General features: G+C 40.9%; 16 protein-coding genes. 9 read left to right on the top strand and 7 right to left on the bottom strand.

Going from position 1 to position 19117, the window contains the following annotated elements; genetic code table 11:
• Positions 1–51: 51 nt before the first annotated feature.
• Together ACM5QX_RS08335 and ACM5QX_RS08330 are read left to right on the top strand one after the other, a co-directional pair.
• Positions 52–885 (top strand): polysaccharide deacetylase family protein, encoded by an 834-nt coding sequence (locus ACM5QX_RS08335; protein ID WP_414753136.1) that lies wholly within the window; start codon positions 52–54, stop codon positions 883–885.
• 235 nt (positions 886–1120) lie between these two features.
• A complete protein-coding gene (locus tag ACM5QX_RS08330) occupies positions 1121–1555 on the top strand; it encodes a hypothetical protein (protein WP_414753135.1) in 435 nt (144 codons plus the stop codon).
• A 101-nt stretch (positions 1556–1656) separates the two neighbouring features.
• On the opposite strand, the gene nrtS is transcribed toward ACM5QX_RS08330, so the two are convergent.
• On the bottom strand, positions 1657–1905 hold the full coding sequence (gene nrtS, locus ACM5QX_RS08325) for a nitrate/nitrite transporter NrtS (RefSeq protein ID WP_414753134.1): 249 nt from the start codon (positions 1903–1905) through the stop codon (positions 1657–1659).
• A gap of 97 nt (positions 1906–2002) precedes the next feature.
• Here nrtS and ACM5QX_RS08320 point away from each other — a divergent pair, with 97 nt between their 5' ends.
• Complete coding sequence (locus ACM5QX_RS08320) at positions 2003–2455, top strand: YraN family protein (RefSeq protein WP_414753133.1); 453 nt, start codon at positions 2003–2005, stop codon at positions 2453–2455.
• A 401-nt stretch (positions 2456–2856) separates the two neighbouring features.
• On the opposite strand, the gene ACM5QX_RS08315 is transcribed toward ACM5QX_RS08320, so the two are convergent.
• Positions 2857–3246, bottom strand: coding sequence for a hypothetical protein (locus tag ACM5QX_RS08315; RefSeq protein WP_041457080.1), 390 nt, complete (start codon positions 3244–3246; stop codon positions 2857–2859).
• Between the two features lie 222 nt (positions 3247–3468).
• On the opposite strand from ACM5QX_RS08315, the gene queA reads away from it, so the two are divergent.
• The gene (gene queA, locus ACM5QX_RS08310; protein WP_414753132.1) at positions 3469–4695 is read left to right on the top strand and encodes a tRNA preQ1(34) S-adenosylmethionine ribosyltransferase-isomerase QueA; all 1227 of its coding nucleotides are present in this window, start codon (positions 3469–3471) and stop codon (positions 4693–4695) included.
• Between the two features lie 108 nt (positions 4696–4803).
• On the top strand, positions 4804–5961 hold the full coding sequence (locus tag ACM5QX_RS08305; RefSeq protein WP_414753131.1) for a tetratricopeptide repeat protein: 1158 nt from the start codon (positions 4804–4806) through the stop codon (positions 5959–5961).
• Between the two features lie 164 nt (positions 5962–6125).
• Here the strand turns inward: ACM5QX_RS08305 and ACM5QX_RS08300 are convergent, their stop codons facing one another.
• Entirely contained in the window at positions 6126–6821 is a 696-nt protein-coding gene (locus ACM5QX_RS08300; protein WP_414753130.1) for a potassium channel family protein, read from the bottom strand.
• Between the two features lie 173 nt (positions 6822–6994).
• Positions 6995–8329, bottom strand: a complete 1335-nt coding sequence (locus tag ACM5QX_RS08295) for a TrkH family potassium uptake protein (RefSeq protein WP_414753129.1) — start codon at positions 8327–8329, stop codon at positions 6995–6997.
• Between the two features lie 217 nt (positions 8330–8546).
• Between ACM5QX_RS08295 and ACM5QX_RS08290 the strand changes: the two genes are divergently transcribed.
• Positions 8547–9389, top strand: coding sequence for a methyltransferase domain-containing protein (locus ACM5QX_RS08290; RefSeq protein ID WP_414753128.1), 843 nt, complete (start codon positions 8547–8549; stop codon positions 9387–9389).
• A 32-nt stretch (positions 9390–9421) separates the two neighbouring features.
• Here ACM5QX_RS08290 and ACM5QX_RS08285 read toward each other — a convergent pair whose 3' ends face one another.
• Positions 9422–13285, bottom strand: coding sequence for an ATP-binding protein (locus ACM5QX_RS08285; protein WP_414753127.1), 3864 nt, complete (start codon positions 13283–13285; stop codon positions 9422–9424).
• Between the two features lie 1404 nt (positions 13286–14689).
• Between ACM5QX_RS08285 and ACM5QX_RS08280 the strand changes: the two genes are divergently transcribed.
• On the top strand, positions 14690–15520 hold the full coding sequence (locus tag ACM5QX_RS08280; protein WP_414753126.1) for a squalene/phytoene synthase family protein: 831 nt from the start codon (positions 14690–14692) through the stop codon (positions 15518–15520).
• A 61-nt stretch (positions 15521–15581) separates the two neighbouring features.
• Here the strand turns inward: ACM5QX_RS08280 and ACM5QX_RS08275 are convergent, their stop codons facing one another.
• Both ACM5QX_RS08275 and ACM5QX_RS08270 read right to left on the bottom strand, forming a co-directional pair.
• The gene (locus tag ACM5QX_RS08275; RefSeq protein ID WP_414753124.1) at positions 15582–16367 is read right to left on the bottom strand and encodes an RDD family protein; all 786 of its coding nucleotides are present in this window, start codon (positions 16365–16367) and stop codon (positions 15582–15584) included.
• 66 nt (positions 16368–16433) lie between these two features.
• Positions 16434–17288 carry a glycerophosphoryl diester phosphodiesterase membrane domain-containing protein gene (locus tag ACM5QX_RS08270; protein WP_414753123.1) on the bottom strand — a complete coding sequence of 285 codons (855 nt, stop codon included), beginning with the start codon at positions 17286–17288 and terminating at the stop codon, positions 16434–16436.
• 81 nt (positions 17289–17369) lie between these two features.
• Between ACM5QX_RS08270 and ACM5QX_RS08265 the strand changes: the two genes are divergently transcribed.
• Positions 17370–18335 (top strand): stage II sporulation protein M, encoded by a 966-nt coding sequence (locus ACM5QX_RS08265; protein ID WP_414753122.1) that lies wholly within the window; start codon positions 17370–17372, stop codon positions 18333–18335.
• Positions 18336–18555: 220 nt separating this feature from the next.
• Positions 18556–19023, top strand: a complete 468-nt coding sequence (locus ACM5QX_RS08260) for an Hsp20/alpha crystallin family protein (RefSeq protein ID WP_190569270.1) — start codon at positions 18556–18558, stop codon at positions 19021–19023.
• Positions 19024–19117: the final 94 nt, after the last annotated feature.

Here is a 19117-nt window from a genome sequence, read left to right as displayed (position 1 = left end):
TCCAGATAAAAAATATTCGCCTATCATAGGGTGAGTTTTGGGAATCTTGACATGACCAACAACCACCTGAAAACAGAAAAATCTCTTGGCGTGATGGCGATCGCCACTTTTTTGGTAACTTGTTCTATTACAGTGGGTACTCTTGTAACTTTCCCCAAAAACCAACCTGTAATCGTCACCCAAGATTTACCAGTTACCCCCAATCAACCCCAATCGCCGCCACCACCTAAATTAGACAAGCTGACCTTTACTGTACCAATTCCATACCAAGGGAAAACAGTTTATAAGGTACAAACCAATAGTAATGAGAAAGTGATTTCTCTTACCTTTGATGATGGGCCTTGGCAAAAAACCACGCCAGAAATTTTGGAGATTCTCAAACAAAATCAAATTAAAGCGACATTCTTTTGGGTAGGACAAGCTATACAAGCAAATCCCGACATAGCTAAACGAGTGGTAGCTGAAGGTCACGCTATTGGTAATCATACTTGGCATCATTGGTATAGACGCATGAATGAAGCCACAGCCAAGAGCGAAATTGAACGCACATCTGACCTAATCTACAAAACTACCGGGGTAAAAACTCATTTATTCCGTCCTCCTGGAGGAGTTTTAAACAATGGATTAGCCGCTTATGCGAAAAGCCAGAAAAATGCTGTGGTCATGTGGTCTTTGACTTCAGCCGACACAGACCCCCGCGCTAAACCTGAAGTATTTGTGAAAAACGTTGTCAAAGGTGCAAAACCTGGTTATATAGTTTTGATGCACGATGGTGGAGGCGATCGTCAAAGAACAGTAAAAGCTCTACCACAAATTATTAGTGGACTGAAACAGCAAGGTTATAAATTCGTGACAGTTCCCGAATTATTAGAAATGAAGCCGTAGTAAAATTGTGCATAAAATTCATTATTACTAATTAGTAAGTGGGCGAGAAAAATTCAATTTATATGAATAAAATATAAATTATCTCTAGGGTGGGTGTGTTATGCCACAAGTTGAAGCACCTTGGATTATGCACGGTGCGTTGCGTGACAACACACCCTACCCTTAATTTAACTTGTCTTTACATAGTTATATATATTCGCGCCTACCTACTAGGAAATTAGCACTCATTACTCCTATGACTCCAACTTTATTTGGTCGTTGGCAAACTAGACTGTTATTACTTGCTACCGTCGGTGTATTAGTATCCTTGCCTTTTGCAATGGGTTTAATTGGCCCCGGTGCTAATTCTGTTTATTTTTGGATACTAGCTTATGTCGCCATTTTTGGTTTAGGGTGGGATGTGCTTTATGACTATCTCCAAAAGTTCCGTTGGGATAGGGATTGGCCTGCTGCTTATCAATTCATTGCTGGTATTTGGGAATTAATATTTGTTTTTTGTGGAGCTAAACTTTTTGGCTTTTTACCATTACCTATTCCCAAAGAAGAACTGCCACCAGATACTTTTTTAATGCACTACAGCATAGTTTGGTTAGCAGTTTTTATTGCATCCCAAAGCATTATGCGAATTATATTTCCTCGTTGGCGTTTTCGCGGCGGACAATGGCTTTAAAAATTCAAAAATTAAACAAATGATTAGTAGAGTCGGCAATGCCCATCAAGAAGATATACGGTGGGAATTGCCCACCCTACAATTTAGACAAGTTGATTACTTTACAGTGATTTATGGCGATGAATACTAATATATTGGCCATGAATATTAACAAAGTATGGTACTAGATAAGTTATGCCGGCAGAAATCCAGCGATCGCGCCCCATATTTCCTTGTAATAAAGCGCTACCATGATTGATCATAAATAAAATAGAGCCAACAACAAACGCAACTTTCAACGCAGTTGGCACAAACTTCGGCTCAATCAAGCTGGCAAAATATCCTTTCAAAAAACTAATCTTTTTCGCCATATAGCAGCAGTTCTAATTACCTACTCCCTACTTCCAGCCCAAGTGACTATCTTAGACTGCAACTTGGTAGAAAAACTCTAGATTACTCAATTATTTTATGTCACATTTAAATATTGCCAACTTAGGCGAAGACTTTGTAGCCCAATGGTTACAATCTACGGGTTGGATGATTTTAAATCGCCAATTTTCCTGCCGTTGGGGCGAAATTGATATCATTGCCCAACATACAAGAAATAATCAAGAACCCATACTAGCATTTGTCGAAGTTAAAACTCGTAGTCCAGGTAATTGGGATGATGGGGGGCGAGGTGCAATTACACTGAAAAAACAAGCAAAAATTGAGCGGACGGCAAGAATATTTTTAGCCAAATATCCTGATAAAGCTGAGTATATCTGTCGCTTTGATGTAGCGATTGTTTCTTGTCAGATAATTTCCAAACAGGAGCATGGGTTATCCATAACTCAGGAATCTGCCACTAGTTCTTCAGTGGGAGAATATAAATTTCAGTTACAAGAATATATTCCCGCAGCTTTTGACTGTCTACATTGATTAAGGGAATACAAAAAATGAATCAATTCAAAGTTAAAGGTAGTTTGGTCGGGTGCGTCAGTGCGATAAGACCTATAGGAATCCGATGTGATTTCTGTTGACGTAGCCTGCGCTTGCACATAAAATTCCCAGTATCTGTAGGGTGGGCAATGCCCAATTTCAAAAATCAAGTATGAGTCTTATAGTTATACCCTGAAATTATTTATACTGACGCACCCTACTTTTTAAATATCTTTTTATCTGGAAATCTCTAGTATTATTAATTATTAAAATAATTATTTTGATATTTGCTACCAGAAAATGAATCTTTTCATGACATTGGTAACTGGTTGTGAATGATATTTTGCTACCACCAATTACCAATTACCAATGAGCAAATACACAGTTTATGACCATCGATTTTACGCGAGTGTTTCTGGACAGTAACCCAGCCCTCTAACAAACTGTTGACGGAAAGCTTCTATTTCTTCCCTTTCTGGGCTACCATGTGAAACGATCGCAACTTGATAGCGGCGCATAACATCTACAGGACATTGTCCCGCTTCTAAACTCCACAGTGCCATTTGCACACGCATAGGAGGCTCATAGCTAATTCCCAGTTCATTTAGGAAGGCTCGAAAATCACCATCTTCTTGGGACGAGACGGGATTTTTAAGTTTGATCCTAACCACCCAACCATCTATTTGATGAATCACGGTAACGAACGAAACGGGTAACTGGGGTCTACCGTGTAGATATTGAACGACCCTCAGAGTTAAACTGGCATTTGCCAGATAGTATAGGTATTCCATCATGGTGTTTGGGATCAAATCCAATCTTACATCTCTATCTTCCTCAATTGATTGGTATCCCGGTAGGGTAAATGCCCCCGTCTTTGCATGGGGGAGTTTACCCATTTATTATCAAATTGCTTAAGTGTTACGTCATAATGTCAATCTTATAATTTAGGTCTAAAATTGACTACTTTTGTCAAAAAAATGTAAACAAACTTATTCCAAGCATCGGGAATTTCAATGAAGAGACAGACATTACAATTAAACCTTGAACAAACTTCTAGTGCAGCAGCAGAGGATACAAATTTAGATTGTTCGTTGGCTGGGTATGATTACGTACTACCGCCAGAAAGAATTGCCCAAAATCCAGCAGTTCCCAGAGACAGTTCCCGTCTACTAGTCGTCAATTCTCAAACAACAGGTAAAGAAACACCACCTCTACATCAAATTTTTCGTGATTTACCGGATATTTTGCGTCCTGGTGATTTATTAATCATGAATAATACGAAGGTCATCCCCGCAAGATTATACGGGCGTAAAAGTTCTGGTGCAGAAGTAGAAATTTTATTGCTAGAAGAACGCAAGTTTAACTGTTGGTTGGCTTTAGTTAAACCAGGAAAACGCTTTAAAAAAGGCACGCAGATTATTTTTGAAGGACTAGGTGTGAGGAATCTGGAAACAGGAAATAGTCCCCAATCCCCATTACCCCTTATCCCCAAAGGGGGCCCCACCTTCCCCAATCCCCACCAGCTAACCGCTACTGTTTTAGAAACCGACAAAGCCACAGGAGGGCGTTTATTACAGTTTGATTTACCAGAGGGGCAATCTTTGGTGCAACTTTTAGATAAATTCGGGGAAATACCCCTACCACCTTATATCACTGCATCTCAAGCGGCAGATGAACAGTATCAAACTGTGTATGCTGAGCAACCAGGAGCGATCGCAGCGCCTACGGCTGGGTTACACTTTACTCCAGAGTTACTAGAGAAGTTACGCGATCGCAATATCAATCAAGCTTTTATTACCCTCCACGTTGGTGTGGGAACCTTTCGCCCTGTGGAAGTGGAAGATGTAGCCACTCATCAAATGCACGAGGAATGGATTGAAGTCCCCGCCGCTACAGTAGAACAAATCAAAGCCACCAAAGCAGCTGGCGGTAGAATTATTGCTGTAGGAACTACAGTAGTCCGCGCCTTAGAGGGAGCAGCCTCATCTGGTGATTTACAAGAATTTTGTGGAAAAACCAACTTATTTATCTATCCTGGCTATAAATGGCAAGTTGTGGAAGGTTTAATTACCAATTTTCACTTGCCACGCTCTAGTTTATTAATGCTAGTAAGTGCGCTAATTGGCAGAGAACGCTTGTTAAATATATACCAGGAAGCGATCGCCTCTCAATATCGGTTCTACTCTTTTGGCGATGCCATGTTGATTCTACCGGAAGCTAGAGGAGTCAACTGTCATTAGTTTTGATTGCTGTCTCCAAAATTTTTTAATTTTGAACTTTTAATTTTTCATGTTGTAGTGGGTACTCTTACTTGTAAGGATCTTAACCATAAGTACAGAGATACCACTATGTATAAACAACAGCAAATTAAACAGTGGTTTTGCGGTTTATCGTCAATCACCTGTCCGCATATTTCGGATTGGCAAAAGCCGCATTTGGGTGTTCTCTGTGCTGCATCAGCTTTTTTGGTGTTGGCTGCACCGATTGTGAATTTACCAGGAAGCAAGTTGTTGGCACAAACTCCCATCTCGCGGGATTTGGAAACAGCTAGTCTTTACCAACAGGGTGTTACACGCTACAACCGTAGTGACTGGCAAGGTGCAGAAAACGCTTTTCGCCAAGCGTTGCAGCGAGAACCCAATTTGGCAATGGCTAGAGCTTATCTAGGAAATATTTACCTGATGCAAAACCGTCTAGATGTGGCGGTTCAGGAATATGGGGAAGCGATTAGACTTAACCCAAATTTGGGAGAAACTTATTACAACCTGGGTTTAGCATTGCAACAACAGGGAAAAAAAGAAGGTGCTATTACAGCTTATCGCCAAGCTTTAGTGATAGACCCAAGAAGGGTGGAGGCTCATTATAACTTGGGTTTGGTATTATACGAACAAGGATTATTGCAGGAAGCGATCGCCGCTTACCAAGATGCAGTTAATCTCGAACCCAGTAAAGTCAACGCTCATCACAATTTAGCGATCGCCCTGCAACAAACAGGTAAAATAGAAGAGGCGATCGTCGCCTATAGAGAAGTTTTGAAGTTAGATCCTCAAAATGCGGCAGCTTACAGTAATTTAGGTAGCTTAATGGCGATGCAAGGACGACCAGAGGAAGCCATAGCCGCTTATACCCAAGCTGTTCGCCAAGACCCCAAAAATGCCCTAGCTTACTATAACTTGGGGATAACTTTATATAACCAGGGCGACCTGCAAAAAGCTAGTAACGCCTTCAAACGCGCTCAGGAAGAATACAGCCAACAAGGGAACCTGGAGCAAACAGAGAAGACGGAACAGTTAATGCAGCAAGTTGCTCAGAAAATCGAGGAGCAAAAGCTGCAACAAAGACAAGCATCCACACCCAAGCCGACAGACAACGCTACAAACAACCTCTTAGAAAAACTAACTCAACTAACAGCACCAAAAGAACAACCAGCTAATTCTGGTGCAGTAACTGTCTCGGATGAACAAAAGCAGTTTCCACCAATATTTCCTAATACCAATTCTCGATAAAGAAACGCTCAATTATTTTATCACTAGCGAGCTATCACCAGAAAACCTCTGTGTGCCTCCGCGCTAACCTCCGCACTACTCTGCGTTAAAAGGGGAAGCTGGAAACTGCATAATCTTATAAAATTTTTGTATGACGAGCATTTTGCCCGTCATATTTTTTGGCTTTAAATCGGCAAGCGATTAATATCTCTATCACAACCTATAACCACCATTGCCGTACCACGTTCTAAACGTTTACCGGGGTTAGGGTTAATTTGAAATTTACCATCTTGACTCACAGCTAATAAATTCAACCCGTAACGATTGCGTAACTGCAATTCTGCGATAGTTCTCCCGTGGAATTCATCTGGCACAATTAACTCTACAATACTGTTATCTGGATCAAGGTCGAATCTATCAAGAATTGATGGCTTCGTCAGTGTCCGTGCTAAGGCACAACCCGCCTCATATTCAGGAAAAACAACATGATCTGCACCAACCCGCTTTAATAGCTTGTAATGGACTTCACTGGAAGCTTTAGCAACAACATGAGGGACTCCAGCTTCCTTCACATTTAAAGTGGTGATTACGCTTTCTTGAACATAGTTACCAATTGCCACAATTACTGTATCAAATTCCAGAATACCCGCTTCCCTAAGGGCGGCTGTTTCGGTTGAATCTAGTTGTAAAGCATGACCAACTATTTCTTCCGTCAACGCTGCTGACACTCGTTTTTCATCTATATCTGTTGCTAGCACTTGATAGCCTAACTTATGCAGTGTTGAACAGACAGAACGACCAAAACGACCCAAGCCAATTACAGCAAATTGGTTATTATCTTTGCGTAAACTGCGAAAAAAACCTAGCGATGACAGATTCACAGTTGAAATCCTTATTATTAATCCCTGTATTGAAAGCAAAAACTCTTAGACTAAATTAATTCAAAGCTTTCTTTTGCTTATTCTTTCAAATTTTATCAGTTGTTAGTTGTCAGTTGTCAGTTGTCAGTTGCCAATAATTTTTACTGACTTCCCCTGCTTCTTGTCTTTTTCAGTTACCCTACAAGTAAGTTTTCTTCAGGGTAGTGAATCCTTGTCGGTCGCGGATCTCCTAATATAGCAGACATTAGTAGTAAAACTCCTACTCTACCTACATACATGGTGATAATTAAAACGAGTTTTGCTGCTGGGGAGACGCTAGCTGTGATACCAGTTGAAAGACCTACAGTGGCGAAGGCTGATACTACTTCAAATAGAATTTGAATAAAATCTAGTTGTGGGTCTGTAAGAGATATGACGATTGTGGCTAAAATGACGGTTGCTATAGAACCAACTAAAACACCAACTGCTTTTAAGATGAGAGCAACTGCTATTTTACGTTCATATAATAAAACTTCTTCTTTACCTTGAAGAATCGTTTTAGTACAGCTAGTTAAAACTCTCAGTGTGGTGGTTTTCATTCCTCCTCCGGTACCGCCTGGACTTGCACCGATAAACATCAGGGCAATGGTGATAAATAGACCCGCAGTTGTCATTTTGCCAATGTCAATGGTGTTAAAGCCAGCAGTTCTAGGAGTAACTGACTGAAACCAAGCTACTAAAAATTGATCGCGTAAATTAAGTGAACCAAAGGTTGCTGGGTTTCTTACTTCTATGCAGAAAAAGGCGATTGTGCCTAGAAATAAAAGTATTAGTGTTGTGCTAGTGGCGACTTTAAAGTCTAATGAAAATACCAAAGTTTCCTTTTTCTTGAGGATGCGATCGCGTAACCAAATGTAAGTTTCTAAAATTACCTGATAACCAATTCCACCAAAGATAATTAATCCTGTAACTGTGAAAACTACTAAAAATGAGGATTGATAACCAATTAGATTATCTTTAAACAGACTAAAGCCAGCATTATTCCAGGCATTAACACTATGAAATATAGCTAACCATAGTCCTTGATTCCAGCCATAATCAGGGACAAAAGCTGGTAATAATAAAAAGACACCTGTAATTTCAAAAATTAGCGTTGTGGCAATAATTGAGCGAATAACTTGAGTGCTACCACTCATTCCGGGGCGGTCTAAAGCTTGTTGAATAGCAATTTTTTGCCGTAGGTCAAATTTGCGCCCAATCAGCAGAATCAAAAAGGTGGTAGTTGTCATATAACCTAACCCACCAATTTGCGCCAACAAAGCAATGAACAACTGTCCCCAAAAGGAAAAATAAGTACCAGGGTCAACCACTGATAAACCAGTGACGCAAACTGCTGATGTTGATGTAAACAAAGCCACAATCAGATCATTCCAATTACCATTGCTAGTGGAGAAAGGCATCATCAACAAGATAGTTCCCACTGCGATGACAGCTAGAAATCCCAAGCAAACTGTGCGCGAAACGGTCATAAGCAATTAAAAATTCAATATTTAACGGTCAAAATCATCAAATCCTTTAGCTCATGGAGGTTGGTTTAAAAGGATGGACTTATAAGTTATTCCTAATAAGAGCCATAAGGTTGATCCTGGAAACGAAACAAAAACTTTCTTATTTAATTAAAAACACACATGGTAGCCTACGAATATGTTTTTTTTAATTTCTGTTTTGTATTAACACTGCTTTTTTATGAGTGCAACACTATACCAACAAATCCAGCAATTTTACGACGCTTCCTCTGGGCTGTGGGAAGAGATTTGGGGCGAACATATGCACCACGGCTATTATGGTGCAGATGGTACTGAACAAAAAAACCGTCGTCAAGCGCAAATTGATTTAATTGAAGAATTACTCACTTGGGCAGGGGTACAAACAGCAGAAAATATACTAGATGTGGGTTGTGGTATTGGTGGTAGTTCTCTATATTTGGCAGGAAAGTTGAATGCTAAAGCTACAGGAATTACCCTGAGTCCAGTGCAAGCCGCTAGAGCCACAGAAAGAGCCAAGGAAGCTGGTTTGAGTGGTAGAAGTCAGTTTTTAGTGGCAAATGCTCAAGCAATGCCTTTTGATGATAATTCTTTTGACTTGGTGTGGTCGCTGGAAAGTGGCGAACATATGCCAGATAAAACCAAGTTTTTGCAGGAGTGTTACCGAGTCCTCAAACCGGGTGGTAAGTTAATCATGGTGACATGGTGTCATCGTCCTACGGATGAAACACCACTGACGGCTGATGAACAAAAGCACCTAGAAGATATTTATCGGGTGTATTGTTTGCCTTATGTAATTTCGTTGCCAGAGTATGAGGCGATCGCACGTCAACTACCATTAAACAATCTCCGCACCGCCGACTGGTCGCAATCCGTCGCCCAATTTTGGAACATCGTCATCGATTCCGCCTTTACCCCCCAAGCAATATTCGGCTTACTCCGCGCCGGTTGGACTACCATCCAAGGAGCCTTATCACTAGGCTTAATGCGTCGCGGTTATGAGCGGGGGTTAATTCGGTTTGGGTTGCTGTGTGGGGATAAGTGAGGGATTGGGGATTGATGATTGTACAGACGCGATTAATCGCGTCTCTGACCACGCTTAATTAAACTGGCGACGACTGTAGCCAATTCTGTGGGTTCAATGGGTTTTGGTAAATGTAGTTGGAATCCTTCTTGAATGGCTCGTGTTCTGTCCTCGGCTCTGGCGTAGGCTGTTAAGGCGGTGGCGGGAATATTTCCCCCTTGTTCTGGCGGTAAGGAGCGTAGTTTGCGAATTAGAGAGTAGCCGTCTTCTTCTGGCATTCCGATATCACTGACCAAAACATCTGGTTTCCATTGGGAAATTATCTGTAATGCCTCTTTTGCTGTCGCCACTGATCTGACTTGAGCTTGACATTGCTCTAATACTGTGCTGACGAAATCACGAGAATCTGACTCGTCATCTACTACTAACACCCGCACCCCTAATAGCGAAGGACATAAAGGTAAGGGGGTGAGATGTTCTCCTCTTGGGCTAATTGGCTCGATAGCAGTTGCTTTATTTTCCGAGAGGAGGGGTAATTTGACTGTAAATGTAGAACCTTGTTCTTCACCAGGACTATATACATGAACTGTACCGCCATGTAACTCTACTAGATGGCGAACAATCGCTAAACCTAATCCCAAACCTCCGTGGGATCTGGTGATGGAACTGTCAGCTTGGCGAAAGCGGTCAAATACGTAAGGTAGAAAGCTGGAATTAATACCTATACCTGTATCGATGACTTGGATTTGTGCGTAGCTATTAGTGATGAGTTCATTTTGTTCACAACCAGGATTTTTGGTGAGTCTCACTTCTACTTTGCCGCCGGAGGGTGTGAATTTAATGGCATTTGTGAGTAAATTCCAGATCACCTGCTGTAAGCGTTCTGGATCACCGGAAACCTGGAATGGTAAGTTTTCGGTAGCTGGATTTTCTAAGAAAAATGTTAAATCGATTTCTTTAGCTTGGGCGGCGAGGTTAATATTATCGATGGTTGTTTCAATGATGGGAATCAGGTTACAAGTGCCGACGTTGAGACGTAACTTACCTCTAATCATCCGCGAAATATCTAGTAAGTCTTCAATTAGTTGGGTTTGAGCTTTGGCGTTGCGCTCGATGGTTTCTAAGCCTTTGGCGGTTTGCGCTTCACTTAGCCTACGGGCTTGTAATAATTGCGCCCAGCCAAGAATGGCGTTAAGAGGCGATCGCAATTCATGGGATAAGATAGCCAAAAACTCATCTTTCATGCGATTGGCTTCTGTTAATTGTTCTGTCTGCCGTTGCAAGGAATTAATCAGTTCCATTCGTTCCATAGCGATCGCAATTTGGTCGCAAACCGCCTGCATCATCCCTTTTTGATTATCGGTGAAGCTGGCACGGCTACGACTGCCAAAGGAGAGTGTCCCCAAAAGTCTGCCTTGAGCAATCAATGGATAACTGTAATAAGCATGAATCCCCATAGAGCGGATTAGCTGGGTTTTATGGTCAGTTGACTGCTGGACGTTCTCTAAAGCGATGGAACGACGTTCCTGAGCAGTTGTACCACAGATGGCTTCCCCAAACTCTAAAAACTTGATTTCTTGAGCCAGTTGGGGACAAATGCCGTGATAAGAAGCTAAACGTATGGACTGAGAATTGTCTTCTACTAGGTAGTTGAAATAAACATCCAGTCCAATTTGCTGTGCCAGTTTCTGGAAGCAACTATCAATCAGTGCTACTGGTTCCTGACTTGATAACAGGTCATTAGCTGTACTAAATAGTAGTTTTAGCCGTTGATAACCCAAGGATAGAGCTTTTTCTGCCTGCTTGATCTGAGTTACATCTTGTAATACTACTACACAGGTAGCTGGATAACCGTGCATGGCTGGCAAGGTATCAGCAAATATGAGTAAAGATAGTACTTCATTGTTGGTATGCCAGTCTAACTCTAATCCTTCTAGACGTTCTCCTCTAGCAACCCGTACTCCAGGCATCTGCTCATTGGGTATGGGATTACCATTGATATCTGTGAAATGATATACAGTGTGATACTCTTCGGCTGGTACTCCTCTGGGAAATTGACCACCAGCTAATTCATCAGCTGCCCGATTGGCAAAGGTGACGCGTGCTGTTTCTGGTTCAATAAACAGCAATGGTCTTGGCATCAGATTCAACACATCTTCTAGCCATTTTTGCTCATTTCGCAGCAATTCTTCTGCTTGCTTGCGTTGTGTAATATCTACAAATGCACCAATACAGCCTCTAATTTTGCCATCTTCATCAAACAGTGGGGCGACGTACTCTAGCAATTTGATGATTTCGCCATTGTCATGAACTACATCAACTTCATAATCTAATACTTCTACACCGTGAACCGCAGAGTACTGCATGGGAAGTTCTGCTGGTAAAAGCTCTCTACCTTCGTGAAATATTTTAAATGTGGTTGGTCTTTGATTTGGGGGAGCGCTGAGGGAGGCATTTACATCTGTGGAAAGTTGCAATTGCTTGGCAAAAGCTGGATTAATTTTAATATTTTGACATTCTGCATCTTCTGCTATGCCAATGCCAATAGGTATCATGTCTAATAAAGTTTGTAATTCGACGACGCGACGCTGTAAATCTTTATTAAGTTGGAGTATTTTCTGTTGTGCTTGTTGGCGTTCGCTTAAGTCTAAAATAAAGGCAACGGATTCTTCGCGCTTTTCTCCTAGCAATACATAACCAATTAATACGGGAATGCGGCTACCATCTTGGCGAATGTACTCTTTTTCATAAGTTGTACAAGCTCCTTTGGGGTTGGCTTGAGCTTCCGCAATACCTTGCTCATCTAAGTAGAAATATTCTGGTGGTGTGAGATTTTTCCAATTGAGTCTGCCTGTAAGTAAGTCTTCCTGAGAATAACCAACCATCATCAAAAATGCTTCGTTGGCTTGTTGAATACCACCGTAAATATCTGCGAAAGCAATGCCAATAATATTGGCATTGACAAGGCTTTTCAGTTTTTCCTCATAAGCTTTCAAACTTTCTTGAGCGCGATCGCGTTGTTGGCTCAAAAGTTCGATGACTACTGCATTTTGCCAAATGATGATCACAAAAATGACAATTAAGATAACCGCAAAGACTGAAACGGCAAAGTCTGGGCCGTATCTGCCGGCTCTTTGTCCTTCGAGGATTAACCACCCCAAGAACAAAGGTACGGTAATCGCTGCTAGTAATAAGCGACGTGCAATTAAACCCCCATAGCTATCGCTAAACACTATCTTCATTAGCCCTTTTTCTGATTGTCCAGACAAAATGCCAATACACAGCACTATAAATAATAATGCTGTCTGCAAAGACATCGAGGTAAAGTTCGGGTTAATTGTGTAAAAAAAATTCACTTTGTAGGCATAGCAGACAAACACCTCTAAGGAAATCACGGTGGTAAAGAGAGTGAGAATCTGAGCATACCAATAGCTGCGATTATTTCGGGGATAACTCAGCAGTTCTAAAGCTATACCTATGAGGAGAAAATTAATTGCTGTATTCAACCCCATATGTGGTGTGTTGATGGTAGTAAACACACCACCCAAAAACAGTTTGTCAATTCCCGATTCCCAGCCACACAAATATTCGCAAATTGCCAGCGCAGCAATAATGGTATTAGAGAAACTAAAAGCTCTAGACAGTTTTTTGTAAAGCTTGTGGCTCTGTCTGGAATGTGATACCCCCAACGGTTTCGTTACTAAAAGCCATACAGAAATACCGCAGAGTGCGAAGCATAATGCTGTATTCGGTGTCATGATCCCTGAACTACCCCAAAAAAATATTTTGAGAAGTTCTACATCGAGCAGCCAGCCAATTAATATGGAACTACTAACCAACGTGGCGATCGCACTCGCAATTTTTGCCACTAGTGAACCGTGCATATTGTGCAGTCGCAAGTGGTTGAATTCTAACATTGAGACTTCTGTAACTTTATTTGTATATAAGACTACTATCTTATCTTGCAATTATACGTATGGGAGCCACTGCGTTGGTGAGGCAGTCTGATCTTCTCTACGTTCCCTGGGGGACGCTATGCGTAGCGTGTCGTTCGCGGTAGTGTTGCGTAGCAAAGACAAACGCTCTCCACGTTGGCAGTAGCCTCTTGTAGGCAAGGGGGGTTCCTTGCTTGGAGCAAGTGGCCTAGATACTCAGATTTTTCTGCGCCAGCGCAGGCTACGCTAACAATAATCAAATCAGATTCCTATACGATTGTAATGTTTAGGATGATTTACTATCGATATGCGCGGTTACTTGATTTAAACTACTGCTAAAGGTATTGGTTTACATCTACCTATGTATATATTTTTTGCTGTGTCAGTAATTAAAATGTTTTTAAATGCCGTTAACACTTAAAATCTTTACCATTTTATTTTTGTGCTTTTAATTAGCTCTGGTAAAATGCTTCTACGAATATAAATATAAATAGATGAACAGAAACTCATGTTTAATATCTTCCCAATTGTCAACTTAGGTAAACAAATGCAAAACCCTGAATCGACGTTGAATAAGAATTAAGCAATCAGGATTCAAATCTTACCATGTTCTATACAACAAAGCTTATATAGAACTACTATTTGATTTCTGAATTATATATTACCGCCTATGCACACACTACAGATATTTCAGTTTGTACAATAATTAAATCAGATTCATATAACTTGAATAAATAAGACAATATAGTCAGGATTTTATCTAATAAATGTATTCTTTGTTTATTTTCTCAATAATTTCTAATCTTCATTTAACATAATTAAAATAATCCTGATTTTACCATTTTTAAGCAATAATTAATAGCAAAGAAAGTTTTCGCTAGAGACAGTAATATTTTAAAGACAACCCCTGAGAGGGTTACATAAATAATGATTTCTCGGTGTTTCCACAGTTTTTTCTGACTGACACACCATACATATTGAGTATTTTTTCATTTGTCGATCTCTTAAGGTTGAACATAGTCGTTCTCGAAGAATTAATCTCTGCCAAAGAGACTTTTAAGATTCGATACATGGGAATTAACTTTGAATAATAAGATAAATTTGGTATATTACAGAATGTCACATTGCTATCACTGTTTATATTTACACCAAAAATTTATAATGTAATATCAAACAACAACGCAAATACGCACAGCACAAGTCACATCAAAATAGATGTGATTTTAATAAATTGAAAATTTTGTTAATTTTGATACAAAAAAACATTAATATTTAGGAGCAATACTAGCTAATCTCTAGTTTTTCCAGTTTAGTCAAAACAATATCCAGTATTATCAAAAAACTGGTAGTGGGATGTGGTGTAAAAATCAACAGAGGAGTGAAAACATGGATTTACGTAGCGATGCCTTGCAAATCCTCAAAGACACTAGTCGTACTTTTTATATTCCAATTAGTATTTTGCCGTCAGGATTACAAGAGGCAGTCGCATCCGCATACTTGTGTATGCGTGCTATCGATGAAATCGAAGACCATCCCACCCTTGATAACCCCACAAAAGCAAAGCTGTTGCGTGGGATTAGCTTGACTCTACAAGCTGGGGTTGATGGTTTTCCTGTTGATGCCTTCGCTGCCGGATTTAGCGGTTACGAGAATACCCTGGAAGAAGTCACTATGAGGATTCGAGAGTGGTCTCTGCTTGCACCAGAAACAATTGCGCCGCGAATTTGGGATGCAACGGCGGCTATGTCAGACCGTATGGCTTATTGGGCAGAAAACAACTGGAAAATTTATACAGAGTCTGACTTAGATCGCTATACCTTTGGGGTGGCTGGTGCAGTTGGTTTGCTACTCTCAGATTTATGGACTTGGTATGATGGGACACAAACAAACCGGACTTTAGCGATTGGGTTTGGTAGAGGTTTGCAAGCAGTTAATATCCTGCGTAACCATGTGGAAGATTTAGGACGTGGAGTCAGCTTTTTTCCTGACGGTTGGGACGCAAACAATATGCAGGAGTATGCCTTGCGAAATCTCGCCCTAGCAGATGCTTACACCCAAGCTTTACCAGATGGGCCAGCGCTCAACTTTTGTCAAATCCCCTTGACATTGGCACATGGAACCATTGATGCGATCGCCAACGGTAAAGAAAAACTCAGCCGTAACGATGTGATGGCACTGCTGGAACATCTCATCACTTTCAACTTGAAAGCAGGGTGAGGAGATAAGAGGCAGGGGGGCAGGGGGAAGAATATATTAATTTAATATTCATGATCACTTCCTACTCCCCACTTGCCGCCCCACGATAAGCAAGGTAAACAGCTTCTAAAAATACATCAGAGGTCACAGTTGCGGGTAATGTTTCTAAGTGCAGAATTGCTTGAACTTGTTCGGCTAGTTTGATAGATAAGACACTTCTGGCTTTGTTACTCATTGCACTACGTCGCTGTAGATATTCATGAATTACAGCAAAGTCATCGGGTAATAACCTTGATAAGTCAGTAATCTGTAATAATTCTGCATAGAGTGACTTGGCTTGTTCAGAAATAGTGAAAGTAGCTGGAGTAGTTGGTGTTTCCGTTTGAATAACAATTGTGCCTGCGGCTAAATCACCAAGACGCTTTTCTTTACTATTAAAAATAATTAAAAAAGCCCCAATAAACAGAAATTCATCGAAAGGTCGTAATAAAGCTCGCAGAGTAGCTTGTTGTAAACCAACTGATCTGCCATCATCTCGAACTACGCGAATCTTAACTGAGCGTTTACCGGGGGTTTGGCCTTGCCATAAAGTCTCAAAAAAGACAAAATAGCCCGTGTACATGACAAAGCTAACAATAAATGCGATCGCTACTAGCCAAACAGCCGTCGCCGAACCGAAAGTTTCTGTCCACCAATCTACTAACTGAGCGGAAATAAAAGCCCAGACAAGGAAGAATACCACCCAAGTCGCAGCTAAAATCAAATAATCAATGATTAAAGCCCAAGCACGATTACCAATACCAGCGACGGTAAATTCTATCTCTACACTTTCTGGTGTGCGGTATTTGACACGGTTAAACAGGTGCATAGAAATTCAAAATTAATAAAACTTTCGAGTATGAGGGTTCTGGCTGCTGGTGCTATAAAATCGTGGTTAAATTTCGCGATCGCGTAACTGCAAGCCTAACCCTTCACGACGACTCCGCAGGTCATAATAAATTACAGCCTTGATGCTTTGCCAAAAGGGTATCAATAAAGCACCACTACTGAAACTAAGAACTAAAACCAGGACAAAATAAAGCAGAGCAAATGCAGTATTACCATCACTGATTAAAGGTAAAAATACCGCTTGCAGAATACTTATAACAATCTGAACCACAATTTGAATAGGGATTGTGATTAAGAAACCAACAAAGGAAATCAACAGTATCCGCCAAACGTGACCTTGAGTTAATTCCCAACTGCGACTAATTGCAGAAGTAGCCTCGATACCTTCCTCTACAGCTAAAGGCAAATCTACTAAATAAAAACGTGTCACCAGCCACAAAATCCCTAATAGCGCCACAATACCGATGACAAAAGCCGCGAGAATAAATACAAGATAAGTCGCAGGGTTGCCTTGTTGTCCCGCCCCCCCAACAAATGCCGCCGATACCACTCCTAATAAAATAGATAAAATTACTACACCTAAACCAATGCCAATACCGACAAGAAACAATAAGAGTATTGTCAACAAAAATTGCCACAGTCGAGAGTTAACAAAACGTTCACCCGATGGAATACTTTCGGGTTGATTCACCAATTCACCAAAGGCTAGGCGCGAAATTAGGGCTGTGAGGGCATAAAACTTTGCCCACCCATAAACTGGAACTAGCACCCAGGCATAAGCCTTTAATGCCAATAAAAAGTAGTCCTTAAGATGAGAACGATACAACCGTAGCCCTGCACTGACAACATTTCCTACACTCAGTGCTTGCGTGGGACTGGGAGAACCAAAGTTTCCTGCCATAGATGCGAAATTTCCTTGAAATTACGGGTGTGAATTTGAGGCTATCTTAAAGTACGTTAATTGCTAATATTCCCAAAATTTATGAATATTCAACGTTGGATTGCTCGGCGAGAGTCAAACTGGCAGCGTTTAGATGCTTTATTAAGACAGGTGGAAACAAAAGGGTTAAAGTCTCTCCCAGCTACAGAAATTCGGGAGTTAGCTAGTTTATATCGTTCAGTTGCGGCAGATTTAGCGCGCGCGCAGACGCAGCAAGTCGGTAACATTTTGATACATAATTTACAATCCTTGACAACTCGTGGCTATACGCAGATTTACCAAGGTTCGAGAAGGCAGGAATGGCAAGCGGTGGTGGAATTTTACCGATGGGAACTACCCGCAGTGATTCAGCAAACATTCACATACACTGCCACAGCTACCGCTTTATTTGTTCTAGGTCTACTAGTTGCTTGGTGGTATGCTTGGCAAGACCCGACATTCATGTCTTTAATCGTCCCAGAACGCCTAATTTCTCAAGTTCGAGATGAACATAAATTGTGGATGGGGTCAATTGTGGGGATTGAGCCTTTGGCATCTAGTGGGATTATGATTAACAATCTCAAGGTGTCCTTTGGTGCAGTTGCAGGTGGGATGACAGCCGGAGCATTCACAACTTATGTGATGGTATTTAATGGTTTACTCATCGGTGCTATCGGCACATTGGTAGGGCAGAACAATTTAGCTTATCCCTTTTGGGCATTTGTTTTTCCTCATGGCGCTTTAGAGTTACCCGCCATTTTCCTCGCTGGTGGGGCTGGGTTGTTAATAGCAAGAGCTATTTTATTCCCTGGTGAATATCATCGAAGTGATGCCTTGAAATTTTATGGTTCTCAAGCAGTGCAGTTATTATTTGGGATTGTGCCAATGTTAGTTATAGCCGGGATTATTGAGGGATTTTTCTCTCCTAACCCCAGAATTCCTGATCCCTTAAAGTATTTGTTTGGTACAGGGTTATTTATGATTCTTTTTATGTACTGCAATCGAAAAAAAACATCAGTTAAAAGGTAGATATATAGCAAACTTTCAGTGGGTACGGTTATTGCGATCGCTCTTGGTTATGGAACCGAACCTACAGGGGTCTGCTCCTGATATACTCTTTTAGTGAAGGAGCTAGAGATTAAGCTTTTCCACAATGCAAATTAATTCAACAATATACCTCTTATTTAATTAGTAAAAAGCTTAATAATAGCCTTCTGATAAGCAAATGTTGCATTTTAGAGGTGATATTATGGCAATCACAAGATGGGAACCTTTCCGGGAAATTGAGCGCTTAGAACCATTTCGAGAAATTGATACATTACAACGGCAAATAAACCGCTTGTTTGATAGGTTAATGCCAACCAACGGTAGTGAAAAAGTTGGTTTTGCCTTTGTACCTGCTGCTGAACTTGAAGAAAAGGATGATGCTATTCATTTGAAACTAGAAGTCCCAGGCTTAGAAGCAAATGATATTCATGTAGAAGCGACTCCCGAATCGATTTCGATTACTGGCGAGCGGAAGTCTGAGACTAAGATGGAAGAAAATGGCATTACTCGTTCTGAGTTTAGGTATGGTAAATTCCAACGAGTTATTCCCCTACCGTCTCTAATTCAAAATGACAAAGTACAAGCTGAGTACAAGAACGGTATCCTCCGCCTCACTGTACCAAAAGCTGAGTCGGAAAGAAATAAAGTGGTGAAAGTCAATATTGGTTAAAGCCAGGGGAATAGTATTGAGTGCTGAGTGGGTGTCTTAATAGACAACTCACTCAGCACTCGACGTATGAGTTCAGACAATGCCAACATAAGAG

The sequence above is a fragment of the Anabaena sp. CCY 9910 genome (assembly GCF_963920875.1).
Taxonomy (GTDB): Bacteria; Cyanobacteriota; Cyanobacteriia; order Cyanobacteriales; family Nostocaceae; genus Trichormus; species Trichormus variabilis.
Note: the sequence above shows the minus strand (reverse complement) of the source record. Positions and strands in the feature narration are given on the sequence as shown.